The sequence below is a fragment of the Streptococcus sp. HMSC078D09 genome (assembly GCF_001813675.1).
GTDB lineage: Bacteria > Bacillota > Bacilli > Lactobacillales > Streptococcaceae > Streptococcus.
Genome location: NZ_KV813675.1, coordinates 519599 through 539633 on the forward strand (window position 1 = coordinate 519599; position 20035 = coordinate 539633).

A 20035-nucleotide genomic window follows, 5' to 3' on the forward strand; every position below is an offset into this window, starting at 1 on the left:
ATTATGACATATTCACAAGCATTTAAGTATGGCAACTTGGTTCTTCCAAGTGCCTTGCTTTTTCATTATCATGAATTGTTTGACCAAGCAGATGATTACTTGGTTTGGCAGTTTTTCTTCCTTCAAAATACGACCGGCCACGAGGCCTTAACTCCCAATCAGATTGCTAGTCATCTAGGAAAAACTGTGACAGAAGTCAATCGGATTATGTCCAATTTGACCACCAAGGGACTCCTTCAGTACCGGACCATTGAGCTCAATGGCGAGATTGAAGCCATCTTTGATGCGACCATTGCCCTGGAGCGCTTGGATGAGATTTTAGAAGCCCAATCCCAAGGGAAGGCACAAAGCGCGCCTGCTAAGGGAAATGTCATCAAGGACTTGGTGGAAACTTTCCAACAAGAACTGGGACGACTCTTGACGCCTTTTGAGATTGAAGACCTGACCAAGACCGTGCGAGAGGATCAGACAGATCCAGATGTGATCAAGGCAGCCCTACGAGAAGCTGTCTTTAACGGCAAGCCTCACTGGAAATATATACAAGCCATTTTGCGAAACTGGCGCAGTGAAGGCATCAACAGCCTGGCCCAAGTAGAGGCGAAACTACAAGAACGCGAGCAAGCCAACCCACGCAATGTAACGGTTTCAGACGATTTCTTGAAGGCCATGGATTTGTGGAAGGATTAAAAGGAGACGATTGATCAATTGAAATGGGGAGATAAAAACAGACGCAGACGATTTAGATGGCTCTATCCGACTATGTTAGTGGTCGGATTGTTTTTATTGTTTGGCATGATCAGCTTTTACTACGTACGGACCAACCTATTAACATCGGGCCTGTACCCAGTAGAAGAGACTCTACTAGAGGCTGGCTATACCAAAACGAAGACAGGATTTCGTAAAAAAGATGCCAATGTAATCATTGACATCCAGTGGAACGCAAAAACAAAGGTATTTGATAAAAATCATTATCGCTTTAAAGCCCATCAAGAGACAACTTTCTGGAAGAAAACCTATGTGGATAAGGAAACACTTGAACGTTTGACCAATGGCCAGCTGTCTAACCAATATGGTTTCGTGCAGTACACCAAGGTTAATAAGAAAGATTGGCTAAGGGGTTCTCCAAGACTAATAGCCCACGCTGGAGGGACGGTCCGGGAGAAGGAGTACAATACGAAGTATACCAATTCCTTAGAGGCTTTACGGCAAAATTACAATCTCGGCCATCGCTTGTTTGAAATGGATTTTAATTTGACTAGTGACAAGAAATTAGCTGCAGTTCATGATTGGTACCATTTTGGAAACAAAGATGATGTCGCACCTTCTTCTAAGGAATGGAAGAAATTTCAGGGTTATGGTTCCCCAGAAACACCAAGTCGCTTTACGACCATGTTAATAGGGGATGTGTTTGATCAAATGATAATTAATCGAGATATGGTGTTGGTGACAGATATCAAATCGATGGAAATCTCTAAGGAAGATAGGATTACACAATTTAAAGAACTTGTTTCAGAAGCAAACAAGCGAGACAAAGAACTATTGGATCGTGTGATTCCACAAATTTATCATCAAGAGATGTTCGGAGAAATCGAATCTATTTATCCTTTCAAGCACGTGATCTATACGCTCTACGCCTCACCAGATAGTGGAGAAGAAGTGCTGGATTTTATCGCCAAGCACAAGGAAATCGAGGCGGTGACCGTCCCTATCGACGATTCTCGCTTAACTCCTAAGTTTATCGAACAGGTACATAAACTTGGAAAACGGGTCTATGTTCATACCATTCAAACCTATGAGAGCCTAACTAAGTATGCTGCGATCAATGTTGATGGCTTTTACACTGGCTTATTGACTCCACAGGATATGGCCGTGTATGAATCCGTATCGAAATAAAACAGAAAACTAGCCCTTTCATCAGGCGCTAGTTTTTTCATTTATAGATAGTCCGCGTAGGCTTTTTCTAGTTTGCTAAGGAGTTCTTGCTTTTCTTCCTTACTGGCAAAGGAAGCCTGGATGGCATCGATATTATGCTGGTAAAAGTCAGCTGGCGTTGTATGGAAGTGGCGATGGTAGAGTTCATATTCCTTGGTCAAATCTGTATCAGAAACGGTTCGGTTATCTGTGTTGATACTGATATGGGCTTGAGCTTCTTTCATCTTGAGGTAAGGAAAGTCTTCCATAGTGGCAGCAGCCTTGGTTTGGAGGTTACTTGTCAAGCAAAGTTCACCAGTAACCCCATTTTCAATAAAGGATTGGAGTAAGGTAGGTTCATGAGACAGAGCTGTTACGTGGCCATTGCGTTTGATACCAAATGCAATCGATTGGGCAACAAAGTGTGGGCAATGACACTCACCTGCATGAAGCGTCATGGGCCGATGGTAACTCTTGACTTGCTCAATTAGAGGTCGAATATCTTCTGGAGAGTAGTTGTGCTCATCCCCGGCAAAGTCAAAACCAACAAAATCCTGATCACTAACTTGGTTGGCTTCTGCAAGAATGCGAGATGTGACTTCTTGATCTGACTGGCGCATGCCACAGACCAAGGCTTTTGCAACAATGCCAAATTCATTCTGGGCTTGGCGCAGACCATCGCAGACAGCATCGATGGTTTCTGGGACGGTGAGTCCTTGGTCCATGGACAATTCTGGTGCGAAGCGGACTTCGATGTAGACGACGTTTTCTAGAGCAGCTTGCTTGGCCACATCGTAAGCAGCAAGCGTCAAGGCTTTCTTGGTTTGAAGAAGGGGTCGAATGTAGTCAAAGGCTTCCAAATAGTCCAAAAGATTCTCACAGTGGGCAGGCGCAGTGACATGGTGCTTGAGCTCCTCATCACTAGCAGGTAGGTCAATATTGGCCATGGCTGCCAGCTGGCGAATGATCGGAAGCGACAAGGAACCGTCTAAGTGACAGTGAAGTTCTATCTTTGCCAAACTATGAAAATCGATCGTGGACATGGTTTTCTCCTTAAAATTGTATTTTTTCTATACTATCATTTTGACAAAAAAAGTCAAGTAGCGTTCACGTAGCAGATCTTTGAAAGGGAGCCCAATATTTGATATGCTAGGAGTAGCGAAATAAAGGAGAAGAAAGATGTCAGACTATCAATTACCAGAAGTATGGGAAGCACCAAGTCAAATGGGAGGAGCCTGGGGTGGCTTGAACCAACCAACAGCAGGTGCCCGCTTTGAACAAACTCTTCCAAAAGGGGATCAACCTTTCCAACTCTATACCCTTCCAACACCCAATGGGATCAAGGCTACCATTATGCTTGAAGAACTCAAAGAGCTGGGAGTGGATGCAGGCTATGACGCTTATCGGATCAAGATTGGTGAGGGAGATCAGTTTGGTAGTGACTTTGTAGCCATCAATCCAAACTCGAAAATTCCAGCCATGTTGGATCAATCAGGCGATAAAGCCATTCGTGTCTTTGAATCGGCGAATATCCTCCTGTATCTAGCAGAGAAATTTGGCCAATTAATCCCGACTGATCTGGCTAAACGGACAGAAGTGCTCAACTGGCTCTTCTGGCAGACGGGTGCAGCACCATTCTTAGGGGGAGGTTTTGGTCATTTCTTCCACTATGCGCCGGAGAAAATCGAGTATGCCATCAACCGCTTTGCCATGGAAGCCAAACGTCAATTGGACCTACTGGACAAGGAACTGGCTACTAAACCTTATATCGCAGGGGATGATTATAGCATTGCAGATATTGCCATCTGGTCTTGGTATGGTCGTCTAGCCCAAGACAAGGTTTGGGACCGTGCAGGGATTTTCCTAAATGTGAAGGAATACAAGCATTTGCAGGCTTGGACAGAGAAAATTGCCAATCGCCCAGCAGTGAAACGTGGCTTGGAAGTGGAATATAAGGAAATTTACTAAAGTCTAAGCATAGATAATTCAATTGTATTGAGATTTTCTTTAGGTGAGTCCGGATGTCAGCGAACTTCGTAGAAGTTCCATGACTTAGTTTTGAACCTAAAGTTTCAAAACTCCCGAGTGCATGAAACAAAAAGTTTCATGCACTTTTCTCACTGCAGAAAACTCAATACGTATTTTTTTGGCTCCAAAAATAAGAGATTTCTCGACTTATATAGCTAGCTAGAACAATTTAGCAACAATTTGATAAGGCGCCGTCGCGCCTTTTTTTAATGGTGCAAACATGGTATACTAAAGGGTGGAATAAAAGTTTAGAAAGTAGCACATGGAATTTACAAAATTATCAAATCGCTTGGACTTGGTGGCTAGCTTCGTCCCAGCTGGAGCGCGTCTGTTGGACGTGGGGAGTGACCATGCTTATCTCCCAATCGCCCTCTTACAAGAAGGCAAGATTGAGGTTGCTATCGCTGGTGAAGTGGTTGAGGGGCCTTATCAGTCTGCCCTTCAAAATGTTGCGGATAATGGCTTAGAGGACAAGATTGAAGTCCGCCTAGCCAATGGATTGGCTGCCTTTGAACCCTCGGATGGCATTTCCTGTATTACCATTGCTGGAATGGGAGGACGCTTGATTGGGGATATCCTAGCAGCAGGTCTTGAGAAATTAGCTGGTGTCTCTCGCTTGGTCCTGCAACCCAATAATCGAGAGGATGAACTGCGGGCTTGGTTAGTCGACCATGATTTCTGCATTGTCGATGAAGCGATCTTGGAAGAAAATGAGAAGTTCTATGAGATCCTTGTGGTGGAACAGGGTTCTCAAGAGTTGACAGCCAAGGAACTACGCTTTGGTCCCCATTTGATGCGGGAACAAGCTCCAGCCTTTGTCCAAAAGTGGTCCAAGGAAGTGGAGAAATTAGCCTTTGCCTTGGAGCAGGTCCCAGTTGAGAATCAATCTGCCAGAGCATCGTTAGAAGAGCGCATCGCTCATATCAAGGAGGTTCTACATGTTAGCTAGTGAAGTCATCAAACACTATGAAGCCTACTGTCCTCAGGAACTTTCCATGGAGGGAGATGTCCGTGGGCTACAGGTCGGCACGCTACAAAAAGACATCCACAAGGTCATGGTGGCCTTAGATATCCGCGAGCAGACAGTGGCAGAAGCTATCGCCCATGGGGTAGACTTGATCATCGTCAAGCACGCACCGATTTTCCGTCCCATCAAGGATTTGGTAGCCGATCGGGCTCAAAATCAGATCTATATCGATTTGATCAAGCATGATATCGCTGTCTACGTCAGCCATACTAATATTGACATTGTCCCAGATGGGCTCAACGATTGGTTTTGCCAGCTCTTGGAAATTGAAGATACAGAGCCCCTCAGTATGACAGGGGAAGGGCTGGGAATTGGTCGCATCGGTCGGGTAGCTACTCAAACCTTTGGTCAGTTGGCTGACAAGGTCAAAGAAACCTTTGGCTTAGATGCTTTGCGCCTAGTCAGTTATGATCAGGCGGATTTGGAACGGGTCATTGAGCGCGTCGCCATCTGTGGAGGAAGTGGTCAGTCCTTTTACAAGGATGCTCTCGCCAAGGGAGCAGATGTTTATATCACAGGAGATATCTACTACCACACGGCTCAGGACATGCTGAGCGATGGGCTCTTGGCCTTGGATCCAGGACACCATATCGAGGTTCTCTTTGTGTCAAAATTAGTAGAAAAGCTCAATCAGTGGAAAGCTGAAGAAGCGTGGGAGATTGAAGTGATTGGCAGTCAAGCCAGCACCAATCCTTTTTGCCATATCTAAGGGGTCATGATGAAAGTTGCCATTATTGGTGCAGGGATCGTGGGATCCACTGCAGCCTATTATTTATCCAAAGAAGCACAAGTGGATGTGACCGTCTATGACCATGGAGTCGGCCAAGCGACTACGGCGGCAGCAGGCATTATTAGCCCTTGGTTTTCCAAACGGCGAAACAAGGACTGGTATCGCCTGGCTCGTCTGGGAGCTGATTTTTACCAAGAATTGGTAGAAGACCTGGCCAAGGACGGAATTAAAACAGATTTTTACCAGCAGACCGGTGTCTATCTCCTCAAGAAAAAGGAGGATAAATTAGACGAACTCTATCAGTTGGCGCTGAGTCGTCGGGAAGAATCTCCCTTGATTGGAGATTTGGCAATCTTAACCAAGGAAGAAGTAGCCCGGCAATTTCCTGATCTACAAGGCTTTGAGAAGCTCCTTTATGCCTCAGGTGGAGCCCATGTAGAAGGAGCTCTTCTGACAGAAACCCTTCTTCAGGCAAGTGAGGCAAGAGTGATCAAGGAAGAGGTTACTCTCTCAGTCACAGATGATGGCTATCAGATTGCAGGAGAATGCTATGACCAAGTCATCCTGGCAACAGGAGCCTGGTTGGGGCAAATCCTCGAGTCGCTTGGCTACCAAGTTGATGTCCGTCCGCAAAAGGGGCAACTGCGGGATTATCAGCTAGATGTAGATACTGATGATTATCCGGTGGTCATGCCTGAAGGAGAGCTGGATATCATTCCCTTTCAGCAGGGCAAAATCAGTATGGGAGCTACCCATGAAAATGAGATGGGCTTTGACCTGACAGTGGATCAAGTTCTGCTCAATCAGATGGAAACAGAAGCCCTGTCTTACTATCCAGAACTCGCTCAAGCCGAAGTTATCGGGGAGCGCGTGGGAACCCGTGCCTACACCAGTGACTTTTCACCATTTTGGGGAGCTGTTCCTGATCAAGCAGGCCTCTATGTCGCTAGTGGACTTGGTTCGTCTGGCCTCACAACAGGTCCCCTCATTGGGTGGCACCTAGCCCAACTCGTGGTAGGAGGAAACCTGCGCTTAGATCCGGCAGATTATCCAGTTGAACAATATATGAAGAAGTAGGCTGGGACAAAAGTCCTAGCCTCTCAATTTTCTTTGGATTGTCGAGCAAGACGCAGTGGTTGAGTAGGCTCTACTACGCTGATTTCATCAGCTTTTACAGCCCTGCTCAACTGTGCGGAGGTGGGACGACGAAATCGAATTCTAACGAATGACCGATTTCTGTCTCACTCTCTTTTTGCGAAAGATCTTCCTTAATTGGGCTAAAAATAGTAGAATAGAACAATTGAATCATCAAGAAAATGGGAGTTATTATGAATTGGTTTCAATCGCAATCCGTGGTCTTGCAGGCCTTTCTCGCAGGATTGTTTACATGGGGCTGTACCATTGTCGGGTCAGCCATCGTCTTTTTCTTCAAGCATATTAGTCGCAAATTACTGGACATCATGATGGGATTTGCGGCGGGGGTTATGATCGCGGCTTCTTTTTGGTCGCTCTTACAACCCTCGATTGAGTATGCGGAAACCTCTTATGGGAGCCTGGCTTGGTTGCCAGCGGCGATCGGTTTTTTAGCTGGAGGTTTTTTCCTTCGCTTGATTGACGCCATCGTCCCTCACCTTCATATGACGAAGGAGATTTAAGAGGCTGAGAGTATCCATACGCCGCGGGAGAAGAAGTTGTCTAAAACAACCCTACTCTTTCTCGCCATCACTATCCATAATTTCCCAGAAGGCTTAGCAGTCGGAGTGGCTTTTGGGGCTCTGGCGAGCAATCCAAGTCCAGAAGCCTTTATCGGGGCGGTTGGCTTAGCTATCGGGATTGGTTTGCAAAATATCCCAGAAGGTGCGGCCCTTTCGATTCCAATCCGGACGGATGGCAAATCCCGACTCAATGCCTTTTATTTGGGATCCATGTCGGCCATCGTTGAGCCCATCGGAGCTCTGCTAGGGGCAGTAGCGGTCTTATCCATGACGGCCATCTTGCCTTACGCCCTTTCTTTTGCGGCAGGTGCGATGATCTTCGTGGTGGTCGAAGAGTTGATTCCAGATTCACAGACCAATGGCAATACAGACGTAGCGACCCTGGGCCTCATGGTTGGCTTTGTCATTATGATGATCCTAGACGTCGCTTTGGGATAAGGAACATCACCTTGTATCATAGATGCAAGGTGACTTTTTTATATAAACATGATAAAATAAGAGTAATGACTACGTAGAAAGGCCTAACATTATGAAAGGTATTATTTTAGCAGGGGGCTCAGGAACTCGCTTGTATCCATTGACACGTGCGGCTTCTAAACAGTTGATGCCCATTTATGACAAACCAATGATCTACTATCCGCTGTCAACCCTTATGTTGGCAGGGATCAAAGAAATCCTGATCATCTCGACTCCTCAAGACCTTCCTCGTTTTGAAGAGCTTCTTGGAGATGGCTCTGAGCTAGGAATTTCTCTCTCTTATGCAGAGCAACCAAGTCCAGATGGCTTGGCGCAAGCCTTTATCATTGGAGAAGACTTTATCGGTGACGATCATGTTGCCCTCATCCTTGGGGACAATATCTTCCATGGAAATGGCTTAACCAAGATGTTGCAACGGGCAGAAGCGAAAGAAAAAGGAGCGACTGTCTTTGGTTACCAAGTCAAAGATCCAGAACGCTTTGGGGTGGTAGAGTTTGACGCGGATATGAATGCTATCTCTATCGAGGAAAAACCAGAACATCCAAAATCGAACTTTGCAGTGACCGGGCTTTACTTCTATGACAATGATGTGGTAGAAATTGCCAAAAACATCAAACCAAGCCCTCGTGGAGAGCTTGAAATCACCGATGTTAACAGGGCTTATTTGGAGCGTGGAGATCTCTCTGTTGAGCTCATGGGCCGTGGCTTTGCCTGGTTGGATACTGGAACTCACGAAAGTCTCTTGCAAGCATCTCAATATATCGAAACTGTTCAACGCTTGCAAAATGTCCAAGTGGCTAACCTTGAGGAAATTGCCTATCGCATGGGTTATATCAACAAAGAACAAGTCCATGAATTAGCGCAATCATTGAAGAAAAACGAATACGGACAATACTTGCTCCGTTTGATTGGAGAAGCATAATGACGGAACAATTTTTTGATAAAGAATTAGCAGCCCGCAAAATTGAAGCCATCCCAGGCTTGATGGAGTTTGATATTCCAGTGCGCGGGGATAACCGTGGTTGGTTTAAAGAAAACTTCCAAAAAGAGAAAATGCTTCCCCTTGGATTCCCTGAAAGCTTCTTTGCAGAAGGCAAGTTGCAAAACAATATTTCATTCTCTCGTAAGAATGTTTTGCGTGGCTTGCATGCAGAGCCTTGGGACAAGTACATCTCTGTAGCAGATGAAGGAAAGGTTCTTGGAACTTGGGTAGACCTTCGTGAAGGTGAGACCTTTGGGAACACCTACCAAACCGTGATCGATGCTTCAAAAGGCATCTTCGTCCCTCGTGGTGTAGCCAATGGGTTCCAAGTTTTGACAGACAAAGTTGCTTATACATACTTAGTCAATGATTACTGGGCACTGGAACTCAAACCAAAATATGCTTTTGTCAACTACGCAGACCCAAGCCTAGACATCCAATGGGAAAACTTGGAAGAAGCAGAAGTCTCAGAAGCAGACAAAAATCACCCATTGCTCAAAGATGTTAAACCCCTAAAAGCAGAAGATTTGTAAGAATGAACCTTGCATAGCAGTATCGCGACTGCAAGGAGCGTTATAAGATTGTTCCTGTCCTAGTGAAAACAAGATTCCCTCAGGGAATCTTGTAAGGAAATCCGGAGACTTTGGCTTCGGATTTAGCCATGAAACCGAAAGGTTGCTGGCGTCCCTCACTAGCTAAAGGAACAATCAAAACTAAAAATTATTTGGAGAAAAAATGACTGAATACAAAAACATCATCGTAACCGGTGGCGCTGGTTTCATCGGTTCAAACTTCGTACACTATGTCTACAACAACCATCCAGACGTGCATGTGACTGTCTTTGATAAACTTACTTATGCTGGAAACCGTGCCAATATCGAAGAAATCCTTGGAGATCGTGTTGAGTTGGTGGTGGGAGACATCGCTGATGCTGAATTAGTTGACAAATTGGCCGCCAAGGCTGATGCTATTGTTCACTATGCGGCTGAAAGCCACAATGACAATTCCCTCAAAGATCCATCTCCATTTATCTACACAAACTTTGTTGGAACTTATACACTTTTGGAAGCGGCTCGTAAATACGATATTCGTTTCCACCACGTGTCAACAGACGAAGTGTATGGAGACCTTCCATTACGCCAAGATCTTCCTGGACATGGGGAAGGTCCTGGTGAAAAATTCACTGCTGAAACCAAATACAACCCATCATCACCTTATTCATCAACCAAGGCTGCTTCAGACTTGATTGTGAAAGCTTGGGTACGTTCATTTGGTGTCAAAGCAACGATTTCAAACTGTTCAAACAACTACGGGCCATACCAACACATCGAAAAATTCATCCCACGTCAAATCACCAATATCTTGTCTGGCATCAAGCCAAAACTTTACGGTGAAGGGAAGAACGTTCGTGACTGGATCCATACCAACGACCACTCAACTGGTGTTTGGGCTATCCTCACTAAAGGCCGTATCGGTGAAACTTACCTGATCGGTGCTGACGGTGAAAAGAACAACAAGGAAGTGCTTGAGCTCATCCTTGAAAAAATGGGTCAACCAAAAGACGCCTACGACCGTGTAACAGACCGTGCTGGTCACGATTTGCGTTACGCCATCGATTCAACCAAATTGCGTGAAGAATTGGGTTGGGAACCACAATTCACAAACTTCGAAGCAGGTTTGGAAGATACCATCAAGTGGTACACAGACCACCAAGACTGGTGGAAGGCTGAAAAAGAAGCTGTCGAAGCCAATTACGCGAAAACACAAAAAGTTTTGAAATAAGGAAGAAAGTCCAAGTGGAAAACTACTTGGATTTTTTCTTTTATTTTCTGAAAATCACAAAATTAACCATGGATTTGTGGTATAATATGATTAGTTTTTTTAATGAATCAATAAGGGGGATATGATGAATCAAAAAGATTGGGTTGAATACTTTGAAGCGGTCAATGGTCGCAAGCCAAGTATGCAAGAATTTCAAGAAGCGCGTGAAAAAGGGGAGTTTATCGTAGAGCGAAAAGAAGCGCCGACTCCAACAACTGAGGCACCAGCTCCAGCAACTGAAGCGCAGGCTCCTTCTCAGGAAGCACCTGTTGCACCTAGTGCGCCTCTTTCACAAGAGCAGACAGCTTTTGTCCAACCACAACCATCTGCGAAAACCTTGCAACCTGTGCCAAGACCGAAAAAATTGACATTTTCTTTCAATAAACAAACAAAAATTGGGGTAGCAGTCGTAGGTCTTGTCGCAGTGATTGCTTTTGCTTGGTTCTTTTTCTTTTCAGGTGGACCAAGTGTAGATGGCGTTTGGTTGAGAAATACGGATTCAAGTCCGGTCACTTATGAACTAAGTGGAAAGAAACAAAGAGTCAATGGTGATGAGACCATCAAAAAGGTTCTCAAGGGCAATGAAGCGAAAAAAGAATTTAATACAGCACTTTCTTTGTTAAATGTGACGGACTTGCATTCACTTGCGGATGTCGATAAGAAATTTAACCTGAAGACGACAGAAATAGTTGTTATTAAGTCTGGCGGGAACACACGCTATAACTTGCTCCAAAAAGACGGAAGCAATATTATTTTAAGAAATGATTTATTTGACTTGAAAACTTATAAGTCATACAAAGGAAACTTTGAAGAAAATTTGGTCTATCACAAGGTTGAAACACCAAAGGCCATGGTTGGAAAGTGGAAGAATGTGACAGAAGGAGATAATACAACTGTTCAGATTTCAGATCACGGAATTATTAGTGATAAGTATTACGATAGCAAGGCTTACGCATTCTATTCTCTAGCTGATTCAGAAAAGTATGATGGAGACACGACTTCTAAAGAAGAGATTGAACACACATTTGAAGTAATTCAAGAAGCGGTGAAATCAGAAGGCTATCAAGTGAAGAGCGCTAAGGAAGTCTATATACAAGCTAATTCAAATTATTGTTTCGTACCTGTCAACGGTGGAAAAAACATACTCGTCTTACGTGGTGGTAATGAATTTGCCGCAAAATTAGAAAAAGTGAACTAATCAAAGGACTGCAAGGTCCTTTTAGAACGTAGACAAATCCTACCAGCAATAGAAACATTGCCATTTTGTAGGTTGGGTACCATATAGTGAAAACTCTTAGGAATGCTGATATCGCGCTATTCTTAAGAGTTTTTACTTTCTCTATTTTTAAAAAAGACTGAAGAAAATTGTCCAAAATGGACTTTTTATTCAGTCTGAAAGGACTGCAAGGTCCTTTTTATTTGAGAAAGAAAAGTTTCCCAAGTAAGATTCTAAGGAGAGATATGGTTAGGATTCTTTTTTGAGTTGTTGGTTTCGATATTGTCTAGGAGTCAAGTGAAAATGCTGTTTGAATTGTCGATTGAAGTTTGAGAGGTTAGTAAAGCCGACCTGGCTTGCTATTTCTTGAACACTTTGATTGGTTTGAACGAGCTTTTCACAAGCCTTCTCTAAACGCATTCGTATGAGATAATCCATACAGCTTGTCCCAGTGTGTTGTTTGAATATATTCATAAAGTGATTTTTGCTATATCCAAATGTTGTAGCAAGATGATCAATTTGAATGGGCTCTGCATAGTGTTGCTCAAGATAACCAATCATTTCTTTTAATTTCTGATATTTTTGATACGTATCATCTGTATAGTGTCGATTGACATACCTGTACTTAAAGAGAAGATAGAAAAATTCATAGAGTTTAGACTTTAATAGGAGGTCGTAGTAAATACTCTGTTCTTCAAGGATAGAAAAGAGAGAAAAAAGACAATCGCGAATTGGTTCATAAGCATGATCGTCTGGCGAAATCCGAGGAGTGAGATAAAAATGTCCAGAGTATATTGGTTGAATATAGCGTTGGCTAAAACTGTCTATTTGATTCCTACCTAGGAAATCTAGATGGATGCGAAAAACTGTAGAAATTTGTTCTTGATTTTCAATAGCGTAGATAGCATGAGGAGATGTTGGCTGAATCAGAAAAATATCGCCTTCATGACTTTCAAAGCGCTCAGAATTGATATACAAGGTAGCAGTTCCTTTTTTGACATAGATTATCTCAAGTTCAGGATGCCAATGATAAATGGTATCAGCTGATTGCTTAGATAAGATTTGTTTTTCAAAATCGTAGGGGAAATCAGATGGGTTATCTCGTAAATGTCGTGAATATTGAGCCATGATAAATCCTCCCGATAAACTATTTCTAGTTTTATTATATCAAAAAAACTTCCTTATATAGGAAGTTCTATTTTTTAGCCTTTCTTCTTCATATATAGAAGGTTGAGAAGGAGCCCAACAACTGCTAAAGCGATAGCGACGTAGAATGCAGCACTGTAATTTCCATTGTTGGCTGCTGCCATTTGAACCGCAACTTTAGGTGCAAAAAATGCAGCTAAAGAATATCCTGTAAAGACGATGCCGTAGTTGACCCCCTGATTTGTAGGTCCGTAGTTCTCCATGACAATGGAAGGGAAGACTCCCATAACACCACCGAAGCAGATACCAAGTCCGAGGATTCCTAGAGTGAAACCCAGTTGTCCAGGGATAATTGTTAAAGAGAAGAGTGCCAATACGATGACTGAATAGATAATCAATAAAGTCTGAGAACGACCAATTTTATCAGAGAGTGATCCCCAGATAAAGCGACCACTAGAGTTCGCGATTGAATACAGAGAAACATAGAGAGCTGCTGTTCCAGCTGAAAGGCCAAACATTGATTGACCAATTGGGGATGCCTGAGAGGCAATCATTAAACCAGAGAAAGCACCGACAAAGAACATGCTGATAATAATGTAAAATAGCGGACTTTGTAGCATTTCTTTCCAGTTTTTATTAGCAGGTCCTTGTTTAGTTTGTGCTGGAGCTTTCCAACCTGTAGGTTGGTAACCACTTGGGGCTGCTTTGATGAAGAAAATTGCACAGATAATAACAACAATATAGACCAGCCCAATTGTTCGAAAAGCAAAGAAGGCATCTTGTTTTTGAATGAGACTACTTGCAACTGGTGACGCGATAACTGCAGCAAACCCCATACCTCCTGTTAGAATCCCAGAAGCTAAGCCACGTTTATCAGGGAAGAGACGAAGTGAATTTGAGAGGGCTCCTGAATAGGCAAATCCTTGACCGAGACCTGCCATCAACCCATAGGTCAGATAAAGCATGGCTGGTGAACTAGCATATCCAGTTAGGTAAAAACCGCTAGCAAAGAGAAGGGCCCCAAGGGCAATTGTCCATTTTACATATCCCTTGTCTACCAAATAACCTCCGAGAATCATGGGGATCGGTCCGATTGCTGAGTTAATTGCAAATGCGAGCATGATTTCGGACATTGACCAGCCTGTTGAAGAACTTAGAGGCCCAGCGAAAACGGAAAAAGAATAGACAGCTCCTGTACAGAGGAGAATAGCAGTTGATGCAGCTAAAACTTGCCAACGTTTGAATGTCTCTTTCATAAGAAAAAACTCCATTAACTTAATACATATTTTCACAAAGACTATAACATAGTTAAAAATGAGGGTCAATACTTTCTCAAAAAATATTGTTAATTTTTTCACTAATCTATACTAAACTAAGATAAACTGATAGAATAACACAATCTTTTAGGGCTGTTGATTTACAAGATAGGTCAAAGTTGTATAATGATATTAAAGATATGAAATCAAACAAATAAAGGGGGTAGCAAGATGAAACTAGTTGCTATCGTTGGAACAAATTCTGACCGCTCAACCAATCGGAAACTCTTAAAATTTATGCAAAAACATTTTTCAGATAAAGCTGACATTGAGGTATTGGAAATCAAACAATTGCCAGCATTTAACGAACCTGAGGACAAGCTAGCACCTGCCGAAGTTCAAGCTTTTTCAGAAAAAATCCTTGCTGCAGATGGTGTGATTATCTCAACACCTGAGTATGACCACACCATACCGGCACCCCTGTCTTCAGCCTTGGAATGGATTGCTTACACTAGTCGCGCTTTGATTAACAAACCAACGATGATTGTCGGAGCTTCTCTTGGATTGCTTGGAACATCTAGAGCCCAAGCGCACTTGCGTCAGATTCTTGATGCACCTGAACTGAAAGCAAGAGTGATGCCAGGGACAGAATTTCTCCTAGGTCATTCTGAACAAGTATTGGATGATGACAATCATTTGAACAATCCTGAAAAAGTTGCAGAGTTGGAAGAACATTTTTCAGAGTTCCAAAATTTTGTTGAACTAACAAAAGCATTGGTCAAACCAGAAGATACAAACCGTAAGAAATCATTCATCTGGGAAGAATGGTTGAAAGCATAAGCGTCTCAAGAAAGGAGTACAATCCATGAAATTAGTAGCTATTGTTGGTACCAATGCCAAACAATCTTATAACCGTAGTTTGTTGCAATTTATGCAAAGACATTTTGCAACCAAAGCGGATATTGAGATTTTAGAAATTACCGATGTACCGATGTTCAATGAAACCGATGATCAAACAGATACACCTGTTATTCAGAAGTTTAACCAAGCGATTTCGGAAGCAGACGGTGTGATTATTTCGACACCTGAACACAATCATACGATTCCATCAAGTTTGAATAGCTTGATCGAGTGGTTGTCTTTTAACATCCATCCACTAGATGGAAAACCAACCATGATTGTAGGGGCTTCTTATGATGTTCAAGGTTCTTCACGTGCCCAACTTCATCTTCGTCAGATTTTGGATGCACCTGGTGTAAATGCAACAGTTATGCCAGGAAGTGAATTCTTACTTGGCCGAGCTCATCGAGCATTTGATGCAAATGGGGATTTGGTTGATGAACGAACCGTCGATTTCTTAGATAGTTGTTTCTATCATTTCCTTCGCTTTGTATCTGTTGCAAACCAACTAAATCTTCCTGAAGAAATTCGATTTGAGCCAGGAACTTATCACGTTACAACTGAAGGACATAATGGTAAATTGCCAATGGACGTCACAGTTTCTGAGGACCGTATTGAAAAAATTGAAATTGATTCTTCTGGAGAATCTTCAGGAATCGCAGATGTTGTTTTCACTCGTATTCCAGCAGAAATCATTGAGGGACAAACTTTAAATGTTGATGCGGTGTCAGGTGCTTCTGTAACTTCAAATGGTGTCTTGGACGGAGTTGCACGTGCGGTCAAACAAGCCGGTGCAAATCCAGATGTTTTACGGAAACGTTCCAAAGCACCATCTGCCCTAGATAAAGAAGATAAAACTTATCAGGCCGACGTTGTCATTGTCGGAGGTGGAGGAGCCGGTTTAGCTGCAGCTGCTACAGTCCTACAAGCTGGTAAGAAGCCAATTGTTGTAGAGAAATTCCCAGCAATTGGAGGAAATACTGTTCGTGCGGGTGGTCCAATGAATGCACCAGATCCAGCATGGCAAGGGACCTTCGAAGCTCATCCAGGTGAGGCAAACACTCTTCAAGAATTGATTGCGATAGATGAATCAACGATTGACCCAGAATATTTAGAAGACTTTAGAGCCTTGAAAGTTGAGGTTGAGCAGTATTTGCAGGATCCAAGCTATTTGTTTGATTCTACCTTACTTTACCGTATCCAAACCTATATCGGTGGAAAACGAAAAGATTTACAAGGACATGAAATTCATGGTCAATATGATTTAGTTTCTGTATTGACCGAACGAGCCCTTGAGTCTGTTCGCTGGTTGGAAGACATCGGTGTTGAATTTGTTCGTAGTGAAGTCACAATGCCAGTTGGAGCTCTTTGGCGTCGTGGTCATAAGCCGGTTCAACCCATGGGTTATGCCTTTATCTCGGTTCTACAAAAATATGTTCTAGAAAATGGAGGCAAGATCTTGACGGACTCTCCAGTTAAAGAATTGCTTGTAGAAGAAGGGACTGTCAAGGGTGTTAGAGCAGAAGGCCGAAACGGTCAAACCATCCTCGTTCATGCAGATGCTGTTGTTTTAGCTTCTGGAGGATTTGGTGCCAATACTAAGATGCTACAAAAATACAATACCTACTGGACCGAAATTGCGGATGATATTGCTACCTCTAATACACCAGCTGTAACAGGGGATGGAATCCTCTTAGGTCAAAGTGTAGGTGCAGATCTAGTGGGGATGGGCTTTAGTCAAATGATGCCGGTATCTGATCCAGTGACAGGTGCTCTCTTCTCAGGACTTCAAGTTCCTCCAGCTAATTTCATCATGGTAAATACTGAAGGGAAGCGATTTGTAGATGAGTACGGTAGCCGAGACAAGCTATCTCAAGCAGCGATTGATAATGGAGGCTTGTTCTACTTGATTGCAGATGATCGCATCAAGGCAACAGCCTATAATACTAGCCAAGAAAAAATCGATGCCCAAGTCAAAGCAGGCACTCTATACCGTGCAGATACGATAGAAGAGTTGGCTGTTCAGATTGGCATGGATCCACAGGTTTTAGCAGATACAATCAAAAAGTACAATTCTTATGTGGATGCGGGATTTGACCCTGAATTTAACAAGGGTAGTTTTGATCTCAAGTGTGAGGTCGCACCGTTCTACGCAACACCAAGAAAACCAGCTGTTCACCATACAATGGGTGGTCTCAAGATTGATACTTCAACACATGTTTTGAATGAAAAAGGTCAGATTATTCCTGGTTTGTATGCTGCCGGAGAAGTTGCAGGAGGACTTCACGCAGGTAACCGCCTAGGAGGAAATTCGCTTACGGATATCTTTACTTTTGGACGGATTGCAGGTCAAACAGCTGTTAAAGAAAATTGTTAGTAGTGGATTTAAAATCTTAGCTAACTTTAAGTCTGTTCATGTATCTTGTCATCATTAAATGAAGATCTCTTATTACTCTTCGAAAATCTCACCATACTTCGTTAAATTCGACTTACCTAACTTTAGTTATGTTTGCGTCGCTCTGCCTAGTTTGATTTCGATTTTCATTGAGTAACCTTCATTTAATGAAATCCTAAAACTTTTTTCATCATAATCTCCTAATGAAGTCACTAAATTCGGTGACTTTTTATTTGAAAAATTGTAAAATATAGTGCAACAAAAAACTCATCTTGTGCTATACTGTAATTGTAATTTTTAAAAATTTTTGGTGTTAGAACTGTTGCCTCAGTCCTAGCGCTTTTTCTTTGTCGTATTTTTGGTGGATGTACGAGTTTTTTTTAAAAATTCCGGCACTTTCATATGAACTAGGGCAAAGCCCTATTAATGACCGCGGAATTCTATTGTTCACCTTCATTTTAAGCTGAACTTTCTTTTTCTGTCATGAGTTAGCAGGCTGATCTTGCTTAAAGTTTTTGTTTCCAAATTTCTGACTGAAAAACTATTCATGTCTAGGCAAAAATATGGTAAAATGGATAAGATGTGTCTGAGATGTCTATTATATCTCAGGCGACTACAGGTAATGGAGTAGAAAATGCAAAATAGACCTATTATTATTGGTGTTACTGGTGGTTCTGGTGGTGGAAAGACCAGTGTGTCTCGTGCCATTTTGGCTAATTTCCCGAATGAAAAGATTGCCATGATTGAGCATGATTCTTATTACAAGGACCAGAGTCATTTGACCTTTGAGGAGCGGATCAAGACCAACTATGACCATCCTTTTGCCTTTGATACGGACTTGATGATTGCGCAGATCAATGAACTCTTGGAGGGTCGTCCGGTGGATATCCCAACTTATGACTATGCGGAACATACGCGCAGCAGCAAGACCTATCGTCAGGAACCACAAGATGTTTTCATCGTGGAAGGAATCTTAGTTCTTGAAGACAAGCGTCTTCGGGACTTGATGGACATCAAGATTTTCGTTGATACGGATGATGATGTGCGGATTATTCGCCGGATCAAGCGCGATATGGAGGAGCGTGGCCGGAGTCTGGATAGTGTCATTGAGCAATACCTTGGTGTAGTAAAACCGATGTATCACCAGTTCATCGAGCCAACCAAGCGTTATGCGGACGTGATCATTCCTGAGGGCGTGACCAACACAGTTGCGATTGACTTGATCACAACCAAGATTGAAAAAATCCTCAACGAAGCGCGTGAGGGAAAATAAAAATAGGGAGAAAGAGGGAAATCGATCTCCAATCCAATAACAATAGTTGGAATTACGGAATGTCGCAGTAGTTGGTGAGACTCGTCATTCGTCTAAAAGCTCGAAAGAGTTCTCCATCAATGTTGCGGGGGTGGTACGAGAAATGGTTTTTAACATTCTGTACCACTCCCTCTTTTTCCTAGGGAGAGTGGAAATGAAAAGGGAGTTTCATTCGCGGACCAAGGCGTTCGCTTGTTTATTGACCATGTGTGCTGGTTTTTCAGATGCTTATACTTTTATTTGTCGGGGTGGGACCTTGGCGGCAGGCCAGACGGGAAATGTGGTCTTTCTATCGGTTGGTTTGATTGGCCAGCAGATCTCAGATGTAGAAGTAAAGTTAGCGACCATGTTGGCCTTTATGCTGGGAATCTTTTTGATGACGGTTTTGCGTCGCTTGATTGACAATTCAGTCTGGCGTCTCAGTACCTTGGTACCCTTTATCCTCACAACCTTGGTGACAGGATTTTTGCCAGCATCGGTAAAAAATGTCTTCATCGTGCCTTTTTTTGGCTTGAGTTTAGGAATCGTTGCGACTTCTTTTGGAGAAGTGGATGGCTACGCCTATAATCATTCCTTCATGACGGGAAATCTCAAGAAAACCATGGTGGCTTATGGGAATTTTGTCAGAGAAAAGGAGAAGAAATTCCTCTGGGAAGCCATCTTTATGACCTGCTTGATCGGGAGTTTCGTCTTTGGGGCCATTTTTTCGACCTATTTGATCCAGTTTTATGGGTTAGAGACCATTTGGCTGGTGTCCATCATCTTGACTATCTTTTTAATCTATCGCGCCATTCAGTATTTTGAGGTCTTTCACTTCAATCGGCGAGGCGACATAAATAGATAAAATAATTTTTAGAAGAATGAGTTAAATGATTCTGCAAAGATATAAAACTGAGATTTCATTTTTAAAATGAATCAAGAATATATTGAAACTTTCCGCCGTGAGAAAAGTGCTAGAAACACTATTGTTTCTAGCACTCGGAATTATTGAGACCTTAGGCTCAATAATTAGTCATGGAACTTCATAGAAGTTCGCTGACGTCCGTGCTCACCTAAGGAAAGTTTTTAAGATAACTTTATCTATATTCCAGAGGCTGGGACAAAAATCCTAGCCTCTCA

The 20035-nt window shown here is 42.8% G+C and carries 17 protein-coding genes and 1 pseudogene; 15 read left to right on the forward strand and 3 right to left on the reverse strand.

Features of this window, described 5'->3' with window-relative positions:
- Nucleotides 1-3: 3 nt before the first annotated feature.
- Nucleotides 4-687, forward strand: a complete 684-nt coding sequence (locus HMPREF2926_RS07745) for a DnaD domain-containing protein (RefSeq protein ID WP_049488828.1) — start codon at nt 4-6, stop codon at nt 685-687.
- 18 nt (nt 688-705) lie between these two features.
- Nucleotides 706-1893: a glycerophosphodiester phosphodiesterase family protein gene (locus tag HMPREF2926_RS07750; protein WP_049498566.1), complete on the forward strand. Its 1188-nt coding sequence runs from the start codon at nt 706-708 to the stop codon at nt 1891-1893.
- 41 nt (nt 1894-1934) lie between these two features.
- Here HMPREF2926_RS07750 and add read toward each other — a convergent pair whose 3' ends face one another.
- On the reverse strand, nt 1935-2954 hold the full coding sequence (gene add, locus HMPREF2926_RS07755) for an adenosine deaminase (protein WP_070587193.1): 1020 nt from the start codon (nt 2952-2954) through the stop codon (nt 1935-1937).
- A 136-nt stretch (nt 2955-3090) separates the two neighbouring features.
- On the opposite strand from add, the gene yghU reads away from it, so the two are divergent.
- From yghU to HMPREF2926_RS07800, 9 genes and pseudogenes are all read left to right on the forward strand, one after another.
- Complete coding sequence (yghU, locus tag HMPREF2926_RS07760) at nt 3091-3879, forward strand: glutathione-dependent disulfide-bond oxidoreductase (RefSeq protein ID WP_070587195.1); 789 nt, start codon at nt 3091-3093, stop codon at nt 3877-3879.
- A 322-nt stretch (nt 3880-4201) separates the two neighbouring features.
- Nucleotides 4202-4888: a tRNA (adenine(22)-N(1))-methyltransferase gene (locus HMPREF2926_RS07765; RefSeq protein ID WP_070587196.1), complete on the forward strand. Its 687-nt coding sequence runs from the start codon at nt 4202-4204 to the stop codon at nt 4886-4888.
- Nucleotides 4878-5675, forward strand: coding sequence for a Nif3-like dinuclear metal center hexameric protein (locus HMPREF2926_RS07770; RefSeq protein WP_070587198.1), 798 nt, complete (start codon nt 4878-4880; stop codon nt 5673-5675). The genes HMPREF2926_RS07765 and HMPREF2926_RS07770 overlap by 11 nt, the downstream gene beginning before the upstream one ends.
- 6 nt (nt 5676-5681) lie before the next feature.
- Complete coding sequence (locus tag HMPREF2926_RS07775) at nt 5682-6773, forward strand: NAD(P)/FAD-dependent oxidoreductase (RefSeq protein ID WP_070587199.1); 1092 nt, start codon at nt 5682-5684, stop codon at nt 6771-6773.
- A 251-nt stretch (nt 6774-7024) separates the two neighbouring features.
- A pseudogene (locus tag HMPREF2926_RS07780) lies at nt 7025-7849 on the forward strand (ZIP family metal transporter).
- Nucleotides 7850-7940: 91 nt separating this feature from the next.
- On the forward strand, nt 7941-8810 hold the full coding sequence (rfbA, locus tag HMPREF2926_RS07785) for a glucose-1-phosphate thymidylyltransferase RfbA (protein ID WP_070587201.1): 870 nt from the start codon (nt 7941-7943) through the stop codon (nt 8808-8810).
- Nucleotides 8810-9403: a dTDP-4-dehydrorhamnose 3,5-epimerase family protein gene (locus HMPREF2926_RS07790; RefSeq protein WP_070587203.1), complete on the forward strand. Its 594-nt coding sequence runs from the start codon at nt 8810-8812 to the stop codon at nt 9401-9403. Before rfbA ends, HMPREF2926_RS07790 begins: the two co-directional genes overlap by 1 nt.
- Nucleotides 9404-9605: 202 nt before the next feature.
- Nucleotides 9606-10652 (forward strand): dTDP-glucose 4,6-dehydratase, encoded by a 1047-nt coding sequence (gene rfbB / locus HMPREF2926_RS07795; protein ID WP_070587205.1) that lies wholly within the window; start codon nt 9606-9608, stop codon nt 10650-10652.
- Nucleotides 10653-10776: 124 nt separating this feature from the next.
- The gene (locus HMPREF2926_RS07800) at nt 10777-11889 is read left to right on the forward strand and encodes a hypothetical protein (RefSeq protein WP_070587207.1); all 1113 of its coding nucleotides are present in this window, start codon (nt 10777-10779) and stop codon (nt 11887-11889) included.
- A gap of 267 nt (nt 11890-12156) precedes the next feature.
- Here HMPREF2926_RS07800 and HMPREF2926_RS07805 read toward each other — a convergent pair whose 3' ends face one another.
- The gene (locus HMPREF2926_RS07805; protein ID WP_013903797.1) at nt 12157-13035 is read right to left on the reverse strand and encodes an AraC family transcriptional regulator; all 879 of its coding nucleotides are present in this window, start codon (nt 13033-13035) and stop codon (nt 12157-12159) included.
- A gap of 74 nt (nt 13036-13109) precedes the next feature.
- Nucleotides 13110-14309: an L-lactate MFS transporter gene (locus tag HMPREF2926_RS07810; protein WP_070587209.1), complete on the reverse strand. Its 1200-nt coding sequence runs from the start codon at nt 14307-14309 to the stop codon at nt 13110-13112.
- A gap of 231 nt (nt 14310-14540) precedes the next feature.
- Here HMPREF2926_RS07810 and HMPREF2926_RS07815 point away from each other — a divergent pair, with 231 nt between their 5' ends.
- The 4 genes from HMPREF2926_RS07815 to HMPREF2926_RS07830 all read left to right on the forward strand — a co-directional run bounded on the left by HMPREF2926_RS07815 (nt 14541) and on the right by HMPREF2926_RS07830 (nt 19760).
- Nucleotides 14541-15149: an NADPH-dependent FMN reductase gene (locus HMPREF2926_RS07815; protein ID WP_049498663.1), complete on the forward strand. Its 609-nt coding sequence runs from the start codon at nt 14541-14543 to the stop codon at nt 15147-15149.
- A gap of 25 nt (nt 15150-15174) precedes the next feature.
- The gene (locus HMPREF2926_RS07820) at nt 15175-17586 is read left to right on the forward strand and encodes a flavocytochrome c (RefSeq protein ID WP_070587211.1); all 2412 of its coding nucleotides are present in this window, start codon (nt 15175-15177) and stop codon (nt 17584-17586) included.
- Between the two features lie 652 nt (nt 17587-18238).
- Nucleotides 18239-18877: a uridine kinase gene (udk, locus tag HMPREF2926_RS07825; protein ID WP_003002524.1), complete on the forward strand. Its 639-nt coding sequence runs from the start codon at nt 18239-18241 to the stop codon at nt 18875-18877.
- Nucleotides 18878-19070: 193 nt separating this feature from the next.
- Nucleotides 19071-19760 carry a YoaK family protein gene (locus HMPREF2926_RS07830; RefSeq protein ID WP_049488809.1) on the forward strand — a complete coding sequence of 230 codons (690 nt, stop codon included), beginning with the start codon at nt 19071-19073 and terminating at the stop codon, nt 19758-19760.
- Nucleotides 19761-20035 lie beyond the last annotated feature (275 nt).

Bases quoted from the DNA above. Each gene is read 5' to 3' on its own strand.
- HMPREF2926_RS07820 (WP_070587211.1), top strand. From the start codon at position 15,175: ATGAAATTAGTAGCTATTGTTGGTACCAATGCCAAACAATCTTATAAC.
- HMPREF2926_RS07745 (WP_049488828.1), top strand. From the start codon at position 4: ATGACATATTCACAAGCATTTAAGTATGGCAACTTGGTTCTTCCAAGT.
- yghU (WP_070587195.1), top strand. From the start codon at position 3,091: ATGTCAGACTATCAATTACCAGAAGTATGGGAAGCACCAAGTCAAATG.
- HMPREF2926_RS07790 (WP_070587203.1), top strand. From the start codon at position 8,810: ATGACGGAACAATTTTTTGATAAAGAATTAGCAGCCCGCAAAATTGAA.
- HMPREF2926_RS07765 (WP_070587196.1), top strand. From the start codon at position 4,202: ATGGAATTTACAAAATTATCAAATCGCTTGGACTTGGTGGCTAGCTTC.
- HMPREF2926_RS07810 (WP_070587209.1), bottom strand. From the start codon at position 14,309: ATGAAAGAGACATTCAAACGTTGGCAAGTTTTAGCTGCATCAACTGCT.
- HMPREF2926_RS07775 (WP_070587199.1), top strand. From the start codon at position 5,682: ATGATGAAAGTTGCCATTATTGGTGCAGGGATCGTGGGATCCACTGCA.
- rfbA (WP_070587201.1), top strand. From the start codon at position 7,941: ATGAAAGGTATTATTTTAGCAGGGGGCTCAGGAACTCGCTTGTATCCA.
- rfbB (WP_070587205.1), top strand. From the start codon at position 9,606: ATGACTGAATACAAAAACATCATCGTAACCGGTGGCGCTGGTTTCATC.
- HMPREF2926_RS07830 (WP_049488809.1), top strand. From the start codon at position 19,071: ATGAAAAGGGAGTTTCATTCGCGGACCAAGGCGTTCGCTTGTTTATTG.
- HMPREF2926_RS07815 (WP_049498663.1), top strand. From the start codon at position 14,541: ATGAAACTAGTTGCTATCGTTGGAACAAATTCTGACCGCTCAACCAAT.
- HMPREF2926_RS07800 (WP_070587207.1), top strand. From the start codon at position 10,777: ATGAATCAAAAAGATTGGGTTGAATACTTTGAAGCGGTCAATGGTCGC.
- udk (WP_003002524.1), top strand. From the start codon at position 18,239: ATGCAAAATAGACCTATTATTATTGGTGTTACTGGTGGTTCTGGTGGT.
- HMPREF2926_RS07770 (WP_070587198.1), top strand. From the start codon at position 4,878: ATGTTAGCTAGTGAAGTCATCAAACACTATGAAGCCTACTGTCCTCAG.
- add (WP_070587193.1), bottom strand. From the start codon at position 2,954: ATGTCCACGATCGATTTTCATAGTTTGGCAAAGATAGAACTTCACTGT.
- HMPREF2926_RS07805 (WP_013903797.1), bottom strand. From the start codon at position 13,035: ATGGCTCAATATTCACGACATTTACGAGATAACCCATCTGATTTCCCC.